This is a genomic window from Streptomyces sp. Mut1 (genome assembly GCF_030719295.1).
Classification (GTDB): Bacteria; Actinomycetota; Actinomycetes; order Streptomycetales; family Streptomycetaceae; genus Streptomyces; species Streptomyces castrisilvae.
Genome location: NZ_CP120997.1, coordinates 3,255,363 through 3,272,293, shown reverse-complemented (window position 1 = coordinate 3,272,293; position 16,931 = coordinate 3,255,363). Strand labels below are relative to the sequence as shown.

Sequence of the window (16,931 nt, the reverse complement as noted above, 5' to 3'; positions counted from 1 at the left end):
AGTGGACGCGGGACTCAAGCGCGAGCTGGAGCAGAAGGTCAGGGCCGGTGAGCGGCTGACCCGCGAGGACGGGATCGCGCTCTACGAGTCCGACGACCTGGCGTGGCTCGGCGGTCTGGCCCATGAGGTGCGTACGCGCAAGAACGGTGACGTCGTCCACTTCAACGTCAACCGGCACCTCAACATGACCAACGTGTGCACCGCCTCGTGCGCGTACTGCTCCTTCCAGCGCAAGCCGGGCGAGAAGGACGCGTACACGATGCGCATCGAGGAGGCGGTGAAGCTCGCCAAGGCGATGGAGGGCGAGAACCTCACCGAGCTGCACATCGTCAACGGGCTGCACCCCTCCCTCCCGTGGCGCTACTACCCGCGCTCCCTGAGCGCGCTCAAGGAAGCGCTGCCGCAGGTCTCGCTCAAGGCGTTCACCGCCACCGAGATCCACCACTTCGAGACCATCTCCAAGCTGTCCGCGTCGGAGATCCTGGACGAGCTGATCGAGGCCGGTCTCGAATCGCTGACCGGCGGCGGCGCCGAGATCTTCGACTGGGAGGTCCGCCAGCACATCGTGGACCACCGCACGCACTGGGAGGACTGGTCGCGCATCCACCGCCTGGCGCACGAGAAGGGGCTCAAGACCCCGGCGACCATGCTGTACGGGCACATCGAGGAGCCCCGGCACCGCGTCGACCACGTGCTGCGGCTGCGTGAACTCCAGGACGAGACCGGCGGCTTCCAGGTCTTCATCCCGCTGCGCTACCAGCACGACTTCGTGGACATGAAGGACGGCAAGATCCGCAACAAGCTCCAGGCGCGGACGACGATGGCGACCGGTGCCGAGGCGCTGAAGACCTTCGCGGTCTCCCGGCTGCTGTTCGACAACGTGCCGCACGTCAAGGTGTTCTGGGTGATGCACGGCGTGCAGACCGCCCAGCTCGCCCTTCAGCACGGCGCGGACGACATGGACGGCTCGGTCGTCGAGTACAAGATCACGCACGACGCGGACAACTACGGCACGCCGAACAAGCTCGGCCGCGAGGACCTGCTCGACCTGATCCGCGACGCGGGCTTCAGGCCCGTCGAGCGCAACACCCGGTACGAGATCATCCGCGAGTACCCGGGCCCGGACGCGGAGCGGCGCGAGTCGCCGCAGCCGATGCGGGTCTGACGCCCGGCGCCGTCGCGCCCGCGGCGCCGCGCGTACGAAAGCTCCGGCCACCGTCCCCGGCCGGAGCTTTCTCGCGTTCCGGACGCTGGTTGAGCCGACGGGTAGGTAATAGTTAATCTGCCTCTATGGCGCTTACATTCGAGGTGGACCCGAAGTTCGACCGGTCGCTGCGCGACGGCATAGCCGCGCTCTGGGCCGATGTCTCCAACGCCGGCGGCGCCGTGGGCTTCGTGCCGCCCGTGACGGCCGACGACGTCCGGCCCGAGCTGGTCAAGCACCTCGTCGCCATCGCCGAGGGCCGCACCCGGCTCCTCGTCGGCTACGACGAGGACGGCACCATCGCCGCCACCGCCTTCCTCACGCGCAACACGCACCGGCTGATGGCCCACTGGCTGTGGGCGTACACCGTGATGGTCCACCCTCGCCACCAGGGCCGCGGCTACGGCCGCGACCTGATGGCGGCCGCCGCCGACGCGGCCCGCGCGACCGAGGGCATCGAGGCCATCCGGCTCACCTGCCGGGGCGGCACGGGCGCCGACCGCTTCTACACGGCCTGCGGATACAAGGAGGTCGGCCGGGTGCCCGGCGCGATCCGGGTGGCCGAGGGCGACGACCGCGACGACATCATCATGCTGCTGCCGCTGGGCTGATCGCGGCCGGTGGCCTGATCACGGCCGATGGCCGCCTCGGGATGCAGCCCTGCGAATCGCTCGATTGCGGGGCATGCTTCACTGGTCGGGCAGGACTGTCGTACGTAGAGAGAAGGCCAGCTGTGTCCGCTGCCAAGCCGAGCGCAACGATCCGGTACACCGCGATGCGTCTCAGCATCTTCGTCGGCTGCTTCGTCGTCGCCGCCATCGCCGTCAACTTCGGGCTGGTGCCGTCCGGTGCCGGGGGATCCAACGTCGTCTGGGTCATCCTGCTCGCCCTGGTGCTGTCCGCGCCGCTCAGCTACGTCCTGCTGCGCAAGCAGCGCGACGAGATGTCCCAGCAGATCGTCTCCTCGGTCGACCGCGCCAAGGCCCGCCTGGAGGCCAACCGCACGCGCGAGGACGGCGTCACGCAGTGAGGAGGGCCGCAGGGAAGGCGCACGGAAGGCTGTAAGGGGAACGTAAGCTTCCTCACAGTCCTCCTCTTCCTCCGTCGAACCCCAGTACGGGAGCACTCGCTCCCGTACTGGGGTTTTTCGTTCCTTCAGGCGGAGTTGAGGATTCCGGGCCGTCCCCGAAGGGCTGCCGGGGCGCTGCTTCGTACCAAAGAAGACCTTTGAGGTTCTCAAAGTTCAAGTGTTAACGTGTTCGCCATGAAGACAGCTGTGCGCCTCCGTTCTGCCACGAGCATCCCGCTCGTGGAGCGCCTTCATGTCGACCTCTGCCGCTGTATGTCCGCGGTCTGTTGCCGCAACGTCTGAAACCGGCATCATGCAGCGGCGCCGCCCCTGACGCGGGCGCCGCACCCCCGTCCCCCTCCGCACACCGTCCCCGTGCGTCCCGATGCGTCACATCTGGAGTGTGTCCGTGTCCGCGAACCCCGCGTCCACCACCGAGAAGCCCGCAGGCTCCGGCTTCCGTATACCCAAGGTCCCGTTCTGGGCCCAGATCGTCGCCGGTCTGGTCCTCGGTGTCCTCCTCGGCTGGCTCGCCCGCAGCCAGGACATCGGCTGGCTCTACACCACGCTCGACAAGGTCGGCCACATCTTCGTCCAGCTGCTGAAGCTGGCCGTCGCGCCCCTCGTCTTCTTCGCGATCCTGGTGTCGATCACCAACCTGCGCAAGGTCAACAACGCCGCCAGGCTGGCCACCCGCACCCTGCTCTGGTTCATGATCACCTCGCTGATCGCGGTCGCCATCGGCCTCGCCATCGGCCTGATCACCAACCCGGGCTCCGGCACCGGCCTCACCCCGAAGGACGGCAAGCTCCCCGAGCACGCCGGCTCCTGGCTCGACTTCCTGACCGGCATCATCCCGGACAACGTCATCACGCCGTTCGCCGAGCTGAACGTCCTCCAGATCGTCTTCATGGCCGCCGTCGCCGGCATCGCCGCCCTCAAGCTCGGCGAGAAGGCCCAGCCGATCCTCACCCTCAGCGAAGCCGTCCTGGAACTCCTCCAGAAGGCCCTGTGGTGGGTCATCCGCCTCGCCCCCATCGGCACCATCGGCCTCATCGGCTACGCCATCGCCGACTACGGCTGGGACCTCATCGGCAAGTACGCCACGTTCACCGCCGACGTCTACATCGGCTGCGCCCTGGTGATGTTCGGCGTCTACCCGCTGCTGCTCGCCACCGTCGCCAAGGTCAGCCCGCTCCAGTTCTTCAAGGGCGCCTGGCCCGCGATCCAGCTGGGCTTCGTCTCGCGCTCCTCGGTCGGCACGATGCCGGTCACCCAGAAGGTCACCGAGCGCCTCGGCGTCCCGAAGGAGTACGCCTCCTTCTCCGTCCCGTTCGGCGCCACCACCAAGATGGACGGCTGCGCCGCGATCTACCCGGCGCTCGCCGCGATCTTCATCGCGCAGATCTTCGACGTGCAGCTGGGCATCGGTGACTACATCCTGATCGCGTTCGTCTCGGTCATCGGTTCGGCGGCCACCGCCGGTCTGACCGGCGCCACGGTCATGCTGACGCTGACCCTGTCGACCCTGGGCCTCCCGCTGGAGGGCGTCGGCCTGCTGATGGCCATCGACCCGATCCTGGACATGATGCGGACCGCTACGAACGTTGCGGGCCAGGCGCTCGTCCCGGTGATCGTCTCGGCGCGCGAGAAGATCCTCGACCACGACGCGTACAACTCGGCCTCGGCCTCCCCGGTCGACGACGTGGAGGTGCGCGACTCCGAGCCGGAGCGCGTGCCGGTCGCGGCCTGACCGCCCCGGACCGACCCTCGCACCTGTGGGCCCCTTCTCTCTCGCGGAGGAGGGGCCCTCGTGCGTTCCGCGCTCGGTACGGCGGGGCCGGGGCGCGGCCCCGTACCCTTACCCGGGAGTAGTGCTGCGGGGGAGGGAGGAAGTCGACGTGGGTGCTGTGAGGAACAAGCGGATGCCGCGTGCGGTGCGTGAGCGGCAGATGATGGACGCCGCGGTGCAGACGTTCGGGCAGCGGGGGTACCGGGCCGCCTCGATGGACGAGATCGCCGAGCTGGCCGGGGTGTCCAAGCCGCTGGTCTACCTGTATCTGAACTCCAAGGACGAGCTGTTCACCGCGTGCATCCGGCGCGAGGCGCAGGCGCTGCTCGCCGCTGTTCAGGCGGGCGTCGAGCCGGGGCTGCCGGCCGACCGGCAACTCTGGGCCGGGCTGCGGGCGTTCTTCACGCACACCGCGGAGAACCCGGACGGCTGGGCGGTGTTGTACCGGCAGGCGCGGACGCACGGGGAGCCGTTCGCCACCGAGGTCAACGTCATGCGCGAGGAGATCGTCGCCTTCGTGACGGGTCTGATCGGGGCCGCCGCCCGCGAGGCGCACCACGATCCGGCGCTTCCGGACCGGGATGTGGCGGGCCTCGCGCAGGCGCTGGTGGGCGCGGCGGAGGCGCTGGCCGGCTGGGCCAACGAGACCCCGGGCGTCTCGGCCCGGGAGGCGGCGGCCACCTTGATGAACTTCGCCTGGGCGGGGCTGGAGAACCTGATGAACGGGCGGCCCTGGCAGCTGCCGGCGGAGGGCGTCCAGGGCCCGTCCCGCGAAGATCCGCCGGACAGGCCCTAGGGCCTGTCTTCAAACTGCCGTCTGCCGGGCGACGCCATGCACGCACTCTCGCCGCACCGGTCCCAGACCCCGGTACGTCCAGTACAGGGGCCTGGGGCCGGCACGCCGAGAGCACGCACCTGACGCCGCCCGGCCGCCCTTCGGGCGACGACGGCAGTTTGAAGACAGGCCCTAGCCGGTGCCGGCCGTCCCCGTGAGGTGGACGCGCTCGCCGTCCCCGCCGCCGCGCAGCTGGAACGCCGTGCCGTCCGTGGCGTAGGTGACCGTGGCGGGCAGCAGGACGGGTGCGCGGAAGTCGGCCCGTACCGTGCGGAGCAGGGACGGTTCGGGTGCTTCGGCCAGGCAGCGGGCGACGGTCCACATGCCGTGGGCGATGGCCCGGGGGAAGCCGAACAGCCGGGCGGTCAGCGGGTGGAGGTGGATCGGGTTGCGGTCGCCGGATGCGGCGCCGTAGCGCCGGCCGAGGTTCGCGGGCAGCCGCCACTCGGCGACGGGGGGGAGTCCAGGGGCCGGGGGCTGGGGTGCGGGCCGGTCGCCGGTCGTCGCGTGGCGGGAGAGGTAGCCGCTGCGGGACTCCCAGACCAGCTCTCCGCCGATGTGCGCCTCGGTCACCACCGTGACCTCCGTGCCGCGTCGGTGCGGGGTCAACTCCTGTGCGTACAGCGTGAGTTCGAACCGGTCCTCCGGGTGGAGGGTGCGGTGGGCGGTGATCTCGATCCAGGTGTGGACGAGGCCGGTGACCGGGAGCGGGAAGTCGCGCCGGGTCATCAGCCGCATGGCGAGCGGGAACGCCAGGACGTGCGGGTAGGTGACCGGCAGCGGGCCGGTCGCCGGGAAGCCGCAGATCGTCCGGTACGCGGTCAGTGGGCCGGGTGCGACGGGGGCGGCCGGCAGGCTGAGGCGGTCGGCGGGGAGGGTGGCGTCCGGCCGTCCGGCCCTTTTGAACGGGGAGGTGACGGCGCCCCGGGCCAGCGAGAGGGTCAGGCTCGGCACGGGGTCACGCCCCCAGCAGGCTCTGGCCGCAGACCCGGACGACCTGGCCGTTGACGGCCGCCGACGCGGGCTGGGCGAACCAGGCGGTGGTCTCGGCGACGTCGACCGGGAGGCCGCCCTGCGCCAGGGAGTTCATCCGGCGGCCCGCCTCGCGGATGAAGAGGGGGACGGCCGCGGTCATCTTCGTCTCGATGAAGCCGGGGGCGACCGCGTTGACCGTGACGCCGTGGTCGGCGGCGGCGCGCGGGGCCAGGGAGCGGACGAGGCCGATGATGCCGGCCTTGCTGGCCGCGTAGTTGGTCTGGCCGTTGTTGCCGGCGATGCCCGCGATGGAGGCGGTGGCGACGATCCGGCCGCCCCGGTTGACCGTGCCGGCCTTCAGCAGGGCGTCGGTGGTGCGCAGGACGCTGTCCAGGTTGACGTCGATGACCGAGGCCCAGCGCTCGGCGGGCATGTTGGCGAGCCGCCGGTCGCGGGTGATGCCGGCGTTGTGGACGAGGATGTCGAGCCCGTCGGGGGCGGCGGCCGCGATGCGTTCGGCCGCGTCGTCCGCCGTGATGTCCAGCGGGAGCGCGGTGGCGCCGAGGCGGTCGGCGGTGCGCACCAGGTCCTCCTGGGCCTGCGGGATGTCCAGGCAGATGACCCGGGCGCCGTCGCGGGCCAGGACCGAGGCGACGGAGGCGCCGATGCCCCGGGCCGCGCCGGTGACCAGGGCGGTGCGGCCGGCCAGCGGGGCGGCCCAGTCGGCGACCGGGTCGGGGGCGGCGTCGGTGACCTCGATGACCTGGCCGCTGATGTACGCGGACCGGGGCGAGAGCAGGAAGCGCAGCGTGGAGCCGGCGGCGGCGACGGCTCCGGGGGCGATGCGCACCAGCTGCACGGTGGCGCCCTTGCCGATCTCCTTGCCGAGGGAGCGCACGAACCCCTCAAGTGCCTGCTGGGCGGCGGCCTGGTGGTGGTCGTCCGGGGACGGCCGCACCCCGAGGACGACGACCCGGCCGCCCGGGGCGAGCGAGCGCACGACCGGGTGCAGGGCCGCGTGCACGGCGGCGAGCCCGGCGGCGGTGTCGACGGCCGTCGCGTCCAGCACGAGCGCGGCGGGCCGGTCGGCGCGTGCGGCGACCTCCAGGCCGGTCGCGGCGAGGAGCGCGGAAAGCTCCTGGGTGACGGCGGACTCCCCGGCGGTGAGGTGGAGGACCGGGCCGGTGAGCGCCGGGGTCTCCAGGGTCCAGCGGCGCAGTCGCGCGGGCTGGGGGAGGCCGAGCTTCCGGGTGAGGAACTTGCCGGGTGCCGTGCCGGTCAGGTGCAGATAGCGGTCGGCCATTGTCCAGACTCCCTGCTCGGTCGTAGATTTACTCCAGAGTAAGGTTACTCAAGAGTCAGGAGTTGGTCGAGATGAGTTGGTCGAGTTGATCCCCCTCGCACTCCCGCAGCCCCGCCGGGTCGCGGTCATCGGCGGCAGCCGCATCCCCTTTGCCCGTTCCGACGGGCCCTACGCGCGGGCGTCCAACCAGCAGATGCTGACCGCCGCGCTGGACGGGCTCGTCGAGCGGTTCGGGCTCCAGGGGGAGACGGTCGGCGAGTTCGCCGCGGGCGCGGTGCTCAAGCACAGCCGCGACTTCAACCTGGCCCGCGAGACCGTGCTCGGCTCGCGGCTCGACCCGCGCACCCCCGCGTACGACGTCCAGCAGGCCTGCGGCACCGGCCTCCAGGCGGTGATCGCCGCCGCCAACAAGATCATGCTCGGGGCCATCGACTCGGCCGTCGCGGGCGGTACGGACACCACGAGCGACGCGCCGCTCGGCGTCAACGACGAGCTGCGCAGGCTGCTGCTGTCGGCCCGGCGCGCGAAGTCGGCGGGCGGCCGGGCGAAGGCCCTCACGGGCGTACGGCCCCGGCACCTCGTCCCCGACATCCCGCGCAACGCGGAACCCCGCACCGGTCTCTCGATGGGCGATCACGCGGCGGTCACCGCCCGGCAGTGGGACGTAGCCCGCGCCGATCAGGACCTCCTCGCCGCCACCAGCCACCAGCGGCTCGCCGCCGCGTACGAGCGGGGCTTCCTGGACGACCTCGTCGTCCCGTACCTCGGCCTGGACCGGGACCAGAACCTGCGCCCCGGCTCCACCGTGGAGAAACTCGCCACGCTGAAGCCGGTGTTCGGCACGGACCACCCGGACGCGACGATGACCGCGGGCAATTCGACCCCGCTCACGGACGGCGCCGCGACGGTGCTGCTGGCGAGCGAGGAGTGGGCCGAGCGGCACGGTCTGGAGCCGCAGGCGTATCTGTCCCTGTACGAGACGGCCGCCGTCGACTACGTGGGCGGCGAGGACGGGCTGCTGATGGCGCCCGCGTACGCGGTGCCCCGGCTGCTGGAGCGGGCCGGGCTCGGCATCGAGGACTTCGACCTCTTCGAGATCCACGAGGCGTTCGCCTCCCAGGTGCTGGCCACGCTGGCCGCCTGGGAGAAGCGGGGGCTCGCGCCCGTCGACCGGGACCGGCTCAACGTGGCGGGGTCCTCCCTCGCCACCGGGCACCCGTTCGCCGCGACGGGCGCCCGGATCGTCGCCACGCTGGCCAAGCTCCTCGCGGAGCGGGACGCGCCGGGCCGGGGCCTGATCTCGATCTGCGCGGCGGGCGGCCAGGGCGTCACGGCCATCCTCGAACGCGTGTGAGGCCGCGCCCCGCGAGGACGTGAGCGGTGCGCGGCGGGACCGCGCGCCGGTTCCGGCCCCCGGCCGGGCGCACCAGCACCCCCGCGCCGTCCGGCCGGGCCGGCGTCGGCCGCAGGCGCACGTACCGGTTGTCGTCGTCCTGGCGTCGGCCGTACGGGCGTGTACCAGTTGTCGTCGTCCCGGCGTCGGCCGTACGCGCACGCACACGGGGGGCCGACGCCCCCCCCGCCGTACGCGCACGGCCACCGGGGGCCCCCGCCCCCGCCGTACGCGCACAGCCACCGGGGGCCCCCGCCCCCTCCCTACCTCGTACGAGAACCAGCCGGCCGTCACCCGCCGGTCGCAGTGAACCGCCCGCCCCCGATGCCGAGGAGCCGCTCGTGTCCACGCCACCCGCCCCGTCCCCCGCACCCGCCGCCCCCGTCCTGGTCGAGCCGGCCAAGGTCCGGGACGCCGACGGCACCGTCCGGCAGGTCTCCGTACCGGCGTTCGCCCCGCCCGTCCGGCGCGGCTCGCTCGCCGAGATACCGTTCGACAACGCCCGCGAGGCCCCCGCCGACGCCGTCCTCAGCCGCAAGCAGCCCGACGGCAGCTGGCAGGACGTGACGGCGGCCGAGTTCGCCGCCGAGGTGCTCGCCGTCGCCAAGGGCCTGATCGCCGAGGGCCTGCGCGGCGGCGACCGCATCGCGATCATGGCCCGTACGACGTACGAGTGGACGCTGCTCGACTTCGCCGCCTGGGCCGCCGGGCTGGTCACCGTCCCCATCTACCCGACCTCCTCCGCCTTCCAGACCCGCTGGATACTCCAGGACTCCGGGGCCGTCGCCTGCGCCGTCGAGACCGCCGACCAGGGCCGGATCATCAGCCAGGAACGCAAGCAGCTCGGCGACCTCGCCCACCTCTGGCAGTTCGACACGGGCGCGCTCGGCCGGCTGAAGAAGCTCGGCAAGGACCTCCCGGACGACGCTGTCGCCGCCCGCCGCGCCACCCTGGAGCCGGAGACCCCGGCCACCCTCATCTACACCTCCGGCACCACGGGCCGCCCCAAGGGGTGCGTGCTGACCCACGGCAACTTCTTCGCCGAGGTCGACAACGCGATCGAGCTGCTGCACCCGGTCTTCAAGTCGGTCAGCAAATACCCCGCGTCCACGCTGCTGTTCCTGCCGCTGTCGCACGTCTTCGGCCGGATGGTCGCGATCGGCTGCCTGCGGGCCCGGGTACGCCTCGGCCACGCCCCGTCGATCCAAACCGAGGACCTGCTCGCCGACCTGGCCGGGTTCAAACCGTCGTTCCTGCTGGCCATCCCGTACGTCCTGGAGAAGGTCTACAACACCGGCCGGGCCACCGCCGAGAAGATGGGCCGCGCCTCCTCCTTCGACCGGGCCGCCCGGATCGCCCAGCGCTACGGCCAGGCCGTCGAGGCCGCCGAACACGGCACGGGGCCGGGCCCCGGCCTCGGGCTGCGGGCCGCCCGCGCCCTGTACGACCCGCTGGTCTACCGCCGCATCCGGGCCGCGCTCGGCGGCCACGTCCGGTACGCGATCTGCGGCGGCTCCCCGCTGGGCCGCCGGCTCGCCGCGTTCTACGCGGGCGCCGGCATCGAGATCTTCGAGGGCTACGGCCTGACGGAGACCACCGCAGCCGCCACCGTCACCCCGCCGCTCAAGCCCCGGCTGGGCACGGTCGGCTGGCCGATGCCCGGCACCGCCGTCCGGATAGCCGACGACGGCGAGGTGCTGCTCAGCGGCGGGCAGGTGTTCCAGGGGTACTGGGACACCGAGCGCGGCGAGGCCGTGTCCGTGCTCGACGGCGGCTGGTTCCCCACCGGAGACCTCGGCGCGCTCGACGAGGACGGCTACCTCACGATCACCGGCCGCAAGAAGGACATCATCATCACCTCGGGCGGCAAGAACGTCACCCCGGCCCCGCTGGAGGACTGGCTGCGCGCCCACCCGCTGGTCAGCCAGTGCATGGTGGTCGGCGACAACCGCTCGTTCATCACCGCCCTGATCACCCTGGAGCCGGACGGGCTCGCGCACTGGCGGCAGATGCGCAAGAAGCAGGACGTCCCGATGCGCGAACTCGTCCACGACGAGGAGCTGCGCACGGCGCTCCAGCGCGCGGTGGACGAGGCCAACCGGCTCGTCTCCCGGGCCGAGTCGATCCGCAAGTTCACGGTCCTGCCGGTGGACTTCACCGAGGAGGGCGGGCACCTCACGCCGTCGCTGAAGCTGAAGCGGGACGCCATCGCGCGGGACTTCGCGGCGGAGATCGAGGAGCTGTACCGCAAGTGAGGGCGCCGGGCCGGGAGTGAGGGGGCTGTACCGCAAGTGAGGGCGCCGGGCCGGTAGTTGAGGCGGCCGGATCGGGAGTGAGAAGGCCGGGCCGGGAGCGAGGGGCGTCCCGGCCGCGTCCCCGGTTGCCGGGGGCGCGGTCAGGCCGGGGCGTCGGGGGGCGGCGTGCCCGGCTTCGTGTGGAGGAGGTCGCGGGCCTGCTCCGCCGCGCGGGCCACGGCCTCGGAGACGTGGTCCAGGAACCGGGCCATGTTCTCCAGGCGGATGCCCGCCGGGGTCCCGGGACCGAAGACGGGGGCGCCCTCGCGTGCGGTCCGCGCGAGTTCGGCGGTCGAGCGGGCGCTCGCCATCATGGAGTCGTACATGATGTCGTCGTCCACGGTGTAGCGCTCGCGGCGGCCACCGTCGCGCTCCCGGCGGATCATGCCCTGGCCCTCCAGGTAGGTGATCGCCTTGGAGACGGACGCCGGGCTGACCCCGAGTCGCCCGGCGAGACCGGCGGCGGTGAGGCTCCCGCTGTCGGTGAGGGACAGGCAGGCCAGCACCCGGGACACCATCGGGGGCGCGCCCGACGCCATGATCATCGAGGTGAACACCTCCTCGTACGCGCGCACCGCGTCGGCGTCGCGCCCGTACGGCTGCGGGGCCGGGCGCGTCTCGCGGGGCCCGGCCCCGCGGCGGCGGTGGGCGCGGTGCTCGGTGGCGCGGTGGGCGGTCTCGGCGCGGTAGGCGGCGGGGCCGCCGTTGCGCGTCACCTCGCGGGTGACGGTCGAGGTGGGGCGGTCCAGGCTCCGCGCGATCTCGGCGTAGGGCAGGCCCTCGGCCACACCCCGGGCGATCTGCCGGCGTTCCTGCTGGGTGAGCCTGCCTCCCGGCATCGCGGTCTCCTTCGTGCGTGGCCCGGTCGCGGCCGTGGGGCGGCCGTGGGGCGACCGGTGCGGCTTCCGGTGGGCGACTATAGCGTTCGTGTCCATTTCATTGCAACGTATCGAGGTGCTATTCGTTGCGTTATCTGTAACCCATTGCATCAACTTCGCTGCTCTGACGTGTGTTTATGTGCTCAGTGTTGGCTGATGTCGTTGCTGGGATCGTGAACGCAACGTAGCGTTTCGGGCATCGGAAAGTGCGGGCCGGTGGGGTCCGCGCGACCGGAGAAGGACCCCGAAGGAGCTTCTGCCATGACGAACCCGGCCATCGCGGCGGGCGGGCTGCGCAAGTCGTACGGCGACAAGGTCGTGCTCGACGGGATCGATCTGCGTATTCCGGCCGGGACCGTGTTCGCGCTGCTCGGCCCGAACGGCGCCGGCAAGACCACCGTCGTCAAGATCCTCTCCACGCTCATCCCGCCCGGCGAGGGCTCCGGCCCGATCGGCGTCGGCGGCCACGACCTGGCCACCGAGCCGCAGGCGGTGCGCGCCGCGATCGGCGTCACCGGGCAGTTCTCCGCCGTGGACGGGCTGATCACCGGCGAGGAGAACATGCTCCTGATGGCGGACCTGCACCACCTGTCCAAGGCCGAGGGGCGGCGGGTCGTCGCGGAGCTCCTGGCCCGGTTCGACCTCACCGAAGCGGCGGGCAAACCGGCCTCCACCTATTCCGGCGGCATGAAGCGGCGCCTCGACATCGCGATGACCCTCGTCGGGAACCCGCGCATCATCTTCCTGGACGAGCCGACCACCGGCCTCGACCCGCGCAGCCGCCACACCATGTGGGGCATCATCCGGGGCCTGGTCGCCGAAGGCGTGACCGTCTTCCTCACCACCCAGTACCTGGAGGAGGCCGACGAACTCGCCGACCGCATCGCCGTACTCCACCGCGGCAGGATCGCCGCGGAGGGCAGTGCCGACGAGCTGAAGCGGATCGTCCCCGGCGGGCACGTACGGCTGCGCTTCACCGGTCCGGACGCCTACCGCGCCGCCGCCCTCGCCCTGGCGGACGCCACTCCGGACGACGAGTCCCTCGCCCTGCATCTGCCCAGCGACGGCACCCAGCGCGCCCTGCGCGCGATCCTCGACCGGCTGGACGCCGCCGGTGTCGAGGCCGACGAACTCACCGTGCACACCCCCGACCTGGACGACGTCTTCTTCGCACTCACCGACGCCGCCGTCCCCGCCCCGGCCGAGGAGGCCGTCCGATGAGCACCCTCTCCCTCGCCGTGCGCGACTCGGCCACCATGCTGCGCCGCGACCTGCTCCACGCCCGGCGCTACCCGTCGCTCACCCTGAACCTGCTGCTCACTCCGGTGATGATGCTCCTGCTGTTCGTCTACATCTTCGGCGACACCATGAGCGGCGGCGCGGGCCGCGACGCGTACATCGCGTACATCGTGCCGGGCATCCTGCTGATGACCATCGGCTCGACCACCGTCGGCACCGCCGTCTCGGTCTCCATGGACATGAGCGAAGGCATCATCGCCCGCTTCCGCACCATGGCGATCCACCGGAGCTCGGTCCTGTTCGGCCATGTCATGGGAAGCGTCCTGCGGACGCTCATGAGCGTCGTGTTCGTCGGCGCCGTCGGGGTGGCCATGGGCTTCCGCTCCACCGACGCCACCGTCCTGGAGTGGTTCGCCGCCTTCGGGCTCCTCGCCCTCTTCGCCCTGGCCTTCACCTGGATCGCCGTGGGTATGGGCCTGGGCAGCCCCAACGCGGAGGCCGCCGGCAACAACGCCACGCCCCTGATCCTCCTGCCCCTCATCTCCAGCGCGTTCGTCCCGCTGGGTTCGATGCCCGGCTGGTTCCGGCCGGTCGCCGAGTACCAGCCCTTCACACCGGCCATCGAGACCCTGCGCGGACTGCTGCTCGGTACGGAGATCGGTCACAACGGCCGGCTCGCGGTGGCCTGGTGCGTCGGTCTGGCCGTCCTCGGCTACTTCTGGTCCAGGGCCCGGTTCGCCCGCGATCCCGAGTAGGCCGCCCGCCCGGTTCGCCCCTCCCCCTTGCCTGATGACTCGTCAGATACGACGATGGCCCCCCGCGGCCCTCAAGTGACGGGCCGTCAGGTCGAGGGGAAGGGGTCGTTCGGTGCCGATACCGCTCACCGGGCCGCTGTCGTACGGGATGCAGCTGCCCATCCAGTCGCAGAGTGCCCTCTTCGCCGAGCCGTGGGAGGCCGGGGCCACCCCGGCCGACCTCGCCGAGATCGCCCGCGCCGCCGACCGGACCGGCTTCGCCTACATCGCCGGCTGCGACCACGTCGCCGTCCCGCGCCGGCTCGCGGCGGGCATGGGCACCGTCTGGTACGACCCGGTGGCCACCCTCGCCTTCCTCGCCGGGGTCACCGAGCGCGTCCTGCTGATGAGCCATGTCGCCGTCGTCGGGCTCCGTCATCCGCTGGCCACCGCCAAGCAGTACGCCACCCTCGACCACCTCAGCGGCGGCCGGCTGATCCTCGGTGTCGGGGCCGGTCATGTGCGCGAGGAGTTCGAGGCGCTCGGGGCGGACTTCGACGGGCGCGGGGCCGTGCTCGACGAGAGCATCGACGCGCTCAGGGCCGCGCTCGGGCCCGAGGAGTACCCGGAGTTCGCGGGGGAGCGGTACGCCTTCGGCGGCCTCGGGCAGCTGCCCCGGCCCGCCCAGGAACGGGTGCCCCTCTGGGTGGGCGGCTCCTCGCCCGCCGCGCTGCGCCGGGCCGCCGTGCGGGGGGACGGCTGGCTGCCGCAGGGTGATCCCCGGGACCGGCTGCCCGCGCAGATCGCCCGGCTGCACGCGCTCCGCGCGGAGGCGGGGGTGGCCGGGCCGATCACCGTCGGAGCCATCACCGAACCGCTGTACGTGGGGGAGCCCGGCTGGTCCGTCGGGCGGCGCACGCTCAGCGGGAAGCCGGAGGCCCTCGCCGATTCGCTGCGCGCGTACGCCGCGATGGGCGTCCACCAGATCCAGGTGCGCTTCCGCAGCCGGGGCGTGAGCGAACTGACCGATCAGATGGCGGCGTTCGCCGCCGAAGTCGCACCTCACCTCGACAACCCCGACAGGTAGGAGTCAGGTCATGGGCAAGCTGGACGGACGGACCGTGCTGATCAGCGGAGCCGCGCGCGGGCAGGGCGAACAGGAGGCGCGGCTCTTCGCCGCCGAGGGCGCCCAGGTGGTGATCGCCGACGTGCTGGACGAGCAGGGCGCGGCGCTCGCGAAGGAGCTGGGGGAGGAGTCCGCGCTCTACGTCCACCTGGACGTGCGCCGGGAGGAGGACTGGCAGGCCGCCGTCGCCGCCGCCCGGGGCGCCTTCGGGAAGATCGACGGGCTGGTCAACAACGCGGGCATCCTGCGTTTCAACGAGCTGGTGGGCACGCCGCTGGAGGAGTTCCAGCAGGTGGTGCAGGTCAACCAGGTGGGGGCGTTCCTCGGGATCAGGACCGTCGCGCCGCTGATCGCGGAGGCCGGGGGCGGCACGATCGTCAACACCTCCTCGTACACCGGGCTCACCGGGATGGCGTTCGTCGGCGCGTACGCGGCGAGCAAGCACGCCGTGCTGGGGCTGACCCGGGTGGCGGCGGTGGAGCTGGCGGCCAAGGGGGTCCGGGTCAACGCGCTGTGCCCGGGTGCGGTGGACACCGCGATGACCAACCCGGCGGCGCTGGACCCGGACGCGGACCCGGAGGAGACCAAGGAGGCGGTGGACGCGCTCTACCGCAAGCTCGTGCCGCTCGGCCGGATCGGCAGGCCCGAGGAGGTGGCGGCGCTCGCCCTCTTCCTGACCTCGGACGACTCCTCGTACATCACCGGCCAGCCGTTCGTCATCGACGGCGGCTGGCTGGCCGGCGTCAGCCTCTTCTGACGATGCGTCAGCTATTGACTGACCCCGGCCCCGGTGGAACAGTCGGACGCACATCACGATCTGACGATGCGTCAGAAACGATTGAGGACGGTGAACCCCCTTGGAATTCGGGCTCTTTGTACAGGGGTACGTGCCCGCCGCGCGGGCCCAGGCGGACCCCGGGGCAGAGCACAAGGCGCTGATCGAGGAGACCGAGTACGTCATCCAGGCGGACAAGTCCGGCTTCAAGTACGCCTGGGCCTCCGAGCACCACTTCCTGGAGGAGTACTCGCACCTCTCCGCCAACGACGTCTACCTGGGCTACCTCGCCCACGCGACCGAGCGCATCCACCTCGGCTCCGGCATCTTCAACCCGCTCGCCCCGGTCAACCACCCGGTCAAGGTCGCGGAGAAGGTCGCCATGCTCGACCACCTCTCCGAGGGCCGCTTCGAATTCGGCTCCGGGCGCGGGGCGGGCAGCCACGAGATCCTCGGGTTCATGCCGGGCATCACCGACATGAACCACACCAAGGAGCTGTGGGAGGAGACCATCGCCGAGTTCCCCAAGATGTGGCTCCAGGACGAGTACGTCGGCTTCCAGGGCAAGCACTGGTCGCTCCCGCCGCGCAAGATCCTGCCCAAGCCGTACGGGAAGTCCCACCCGGCGATGTGGTACGCGGCCGGCTCGCCGTCCTCGTACGCGATGGCCGGGCGGCGTGGGCTCGGTGTGCTGGGCTTCAGCGTGCAGAAGGTCTCCGACATGGAGTGGGTCGTCGACTCCTACAAGACCGCCGTCAAGGACGCCGAGCCGGTCGGTGACTTCGTCAACGACAACGTCATGGTCACCTCCACCGCGATCTGCGCGGAGACCCATGCGAAGGCGGTCGAGATCGCGGTCGGCGGCGGGCTCAACTACCTCCAGTCGCTGCTGTTCCGCTACCACGACACGTTCCCCCGTCCCGAGGGCATCCCGGAGTGGCCCGAGCTGCTGCCGGAGTACACCGAGGAGATCATCGAGCTGCTGATCGCCGAGGAGCTGATGATCTGCGGCGACCCGGACGAGGTGCTGGCCCAGTGCCGGAGGTGGGAGCGGGCGGGGGCGGACCAGCTGAGCTTCGGCCTGCCGATCGGGATCGGGCGCGAGGACACGCTCGAGTCGATCCGGCTGATCGGGGAGCACGTGATTCCGGCGATCGACACGGACCCGGTCCACCGGACGTCCCGGTTCCGGGACGCGGCGTAGTCGCGGGGGCGCTGCCCCCGTACCCCCGCTCCTCTCGGAGATCCCCGAACGGGCGGCGGCATCCCGGTCCGTCGCTCGCCGGCCGGGGTGCGTACCGCGGCCGTACGCAC

The 16,931-nt window shown here is 71.9% G+C and carries 15 protein-coding genes; 12 read left to right on the top strand and 3 right to left on the bottom strand.

The window, feature by feature from the left end:
* Nucleotide 1: 1 nt before the first annotated feature.
* The 5 genes from mqnE (at nucleotide 2) to P8A18_RS13990 (ending at nucleotide 4,861) form a co-directional block, all read left to right on the top strand.
* Nucleotides 2–1,165, top strand: coding sequence for an aminofutalosine synthase MqnE (gene mqnE, locus P8A18_RS14010; RefSeq protein WP_136203133.1), 1,164 nt, complete (start codon nucleotides 2–4; stop codon nucleotides 1,163–1,165).
* Between the two features lie 125 nt (nucleotides 1,166–1,290).
* Nucleotides 1,291–1,815 (top strand): GNAT family N-acetyltransferase, encoded by a 525-nt coding sequence (locus P8A18_RS14005; protein WP_306054678.1) that lies wholly within the window; start codon nucleotides 1,291–1,293, stop codon nucleotides 1,813–1,815.
* Between the two features lie 164 nt (nucleotides 1,816–1,979).
* Complete coding sequence (locus tag P8A18_RS14000) at nucleotides 1,980–2,234, top strand: DUF4229 domain-containing protein (RefSeq protein WP_018552191.1); 255 nt, start codon at nucleotides 1,980–1,982, stop codon at nucleotides 2,232–2,234.
* A 448-nt stretch (nucleotides 2,235–2,682) separates the two neighbouring features.
* A complete protein-coding gene (locus tag P8A18_RS13995) occupies nucleotides 2,683–4,026 on the top strand; it encodes a dicarboxylate/amino acid:cation symporter (protein ID WP_306054675.1) in 1,344 nt (447 codons plus the stop codon).
* A gap of 172 nt (nucleotides 4,027–4,198) precedes the next feature.
* On the top strand, nucleotides 4,199–4,861 hold the full coding sequence (locus P8A18_RS13990; protein ID WP_306060896.1) for a TetR/AcrR family transcriptional regulator: 663 nt from the start codon (nucleotides 4,199–4,201) through the stop codon (nucleotides 4,859–4,861).
* A 171-nt stretch (nucleotides 4,862–5,032) separates the two neighbouring features.
* Here the strand turns inward: P8A18_RS13990 and P8A18_RS13985 are convergent, their stop codons facing one another.
* Together P8A18_RS13985 and P8A18_RS13980 are read right to left on the bottom strand one after the other, a co-directional pair.
* Nucleotides 5,033–5,854, bottom strand: a complete 822-nt coding sequence (locus tag P8A18_RS13985; protein ID WP_306054673.1) for a MaoC/PaaZ C-terminal domain-containing protein — start codon at nucleotides 5,852–5,854, stop codon at nucleotides 5,033–5,035.
* 4 nt (nucleotides 5,855–5,858) lie between these two features.
* Nucleotides 5,859–7,178 (bottom strand): 3-oxoacyl-ACP reductase, encoded by a 1,320-nt coding sequence (locus tag P8A18_RS13980; RefSeq protein ID WP_306054671.1) that lies wholly within the window; start codon nucleotides 7,176–7,178, stop codon nucleotides 5,859–5,861.
* Between the two features lie 76 nt (nucleotides 7,179–7,254).
* Between P8A18_RS13980 and P8A18_RS13975 the strand changes: the two genes are divergently transcribed.
* Both P8A18_RS13975 and P8A18_RS13970 read left to right on the top strand, forming a co-directional pair.
* Nucleotides 7,255–8,532: an acetyl-CoA C-acetyltransferase gene (locus tag P8A18_RS13975; protein ID WP_306054669.1), complete on the top strand. Its 1,278-nt coding sequence runs from the start codon at nucleotides 7,255–7,257 to the stop codon at nucleotides 8,530–8,532.
* A gap of 380 nt (nucleotides 8,533–8,912) precedes the next feature.
* Complete coding sequence (locus P8A18_RS13970) at nucleotides 8,913–10,826, top strand: AMP-dependent synthetase/ligase (RefSeq protein WP_306054666.1); 1,914 nt, start codon at nucleotides 8,913–8,915, stop codon at nucleotides 10,824–10,826.
* Between the two features lie 140 nt (nucleotides 10,827–10,966).
* On the opposite strand, the gene P8A18_RS34300 is transcribed toward P8A18_RS13970, so the two are convergent.
* Entirely contained in the window at nucleotides 10,967–11,704 is a 738-nt protein-coding gene (locus P8A18_RS34300; protein WP_371933772.1) for a helix-turn-helix domain-containing protein, read from the bottom strand.
* Nucleotides 11,705–12,004: 300 nt separating this feature from the next.
* Between P8A18_RS34300 and P8A18_RS13955 the strand changes: the two genes are divergently transcribed.
* The 5 genes from P8A18_RS13955 to P8A18_RS13935 all read left to right on the top strand — a co-directional run bounded on the left by P8A18_RS13955 (nucleotide 12,005) and on the right by P8A18_RS13935 (nucleotide 16,821).
* Nucleotides 12,005–12,964 (top strand): ATP-binding cassette domain-containing protein, encoded by a 960-nt coding sequence (locus tag P8A18_RS13955; protein ID WP_306054664.1) that lies wholly within the window; start codon nucleotides 12,005–12,007, stop codon nucleotides 12,962–12,964.
* Nucleotides 12,961–13,737, top strand: a complete 777-nt coding sequence (locus P8A18_RS13950) for an ABC transporter permease (protein WP_306054662.1) — start codon at nucleotides 12,961–12,963, stop codon at nucleotides 13,735–13,737. The genes P8A18_RS13955 and P8A18_RS13950 overlap by 4 nt, the downstream gene beginning before the upstream one ends.
* Nucleotides 13,738–13,885: 148 nt before the next feature.
* Nucleotides 13,886–14,803 (top strand): LLM class F420-dependent oxidoreductase, encoded by a 918-nt coding sequence (locus tag P8A18_RS13945; protein ID WP_371933771.1) that lies wholly within the window; start codon nucleotides 13,886–13,888, stop codon nucleotides 14,801–14,803.
* 10 nt (nucleotides 14,804–14,813) lie between these two features.
* Nucleotides 14,814–15,599 carry an SDR family NAD(P)-dependent oxidoreductase gene (locus tag P8A18_RS13940; RefSeq protein WP_306054658.1) on the top strand — a complete coding sequence of 262 codons (786 nt, stop codon included), beginning with the start codon at nucleotides 14,814–14,816 and terminating at the stop codon, nucleotides 15,597–15,599.
* Nucleotides 15,600–15,699: 100 nt separating this feature from the next.
* On the top strand, nucleotides 15,700–16,821 hold the full coding sequence (locus tag P8A18_RS13935; protein WP_306054656.1) for an LLM class flavin-dependent oxidoreductase: 1,122 nt from the start codon (nucleotides 15,700–15,702) through the stop codon (nucleotides 16,819–16,821).
* Nucleotides 16,822–16,931 lie beyond the last annotated feature (110 nt).

Coding starts and splice junctions, on each gene's coding strand:
- P8A18_RS14005 (WP_306054678.1), top strand. CDS start 1,291: ATGGCGCTTACATTCGAGGTGGACCCGAAGTTCGACCGGTCGCTGCGC.
- P8A18_RS13955 (WP_306054664.1), top strand. CDS start 12,005: ATGACGAACCCGGCCATCGCGGCGGGCGGGCTGCGCAAGTCGTACGGC.
- P8A18_RS13980 (WP_306054671.1), bottom strand. CDS start 7,178: ATGGCCGACCGCTATCTGCACCTGACCGGCACGGCACCCGGCAAGTTC.
- P8A18_RS13940 (WP_306054658.1), top strand. CDS start 14,814: ATGGGCAAGCTGGACGGACGGACCGTGCTGATCAGCGGAGCCGCGCGC.
- P8A18_RS14000 (WP_018552191.1), top strand. CDS start 1,980: ATGCGTCTCAGCATCTTCGTCGGCTGCTTCGTCGTCGCCGCCATCGCC.
- P8A18_RS13950 (WP_306054662.1), top strand. CDS start 12,961: ATGAGCACCCTCTCCCTCGCCGTGCGCGACTCGGCCACCATGCTGCGC.
- P8A18_RS13990 (WP_306060896.1), top strand. CDS start 4,199: ATGCCGCGTGCGGTGCGTGAGCGGCAGATGATGGACGCCGCGGTGCAG.
- P8A18_RS34300 (WP_371933772.1), bottom strand. CDS start 11,704: ATGCCGGGAGGCAGGCTCACCCAGCAGGAACGCCGGCAGATCGCCCGG.
- P8A18_RS13945 (WP_371933771.1), top strand. CDS start 13,886: ATGCAGCTGCCCATCCAGTCGCAGAGTGCCCTCTTCGCCGAGCCGTGG.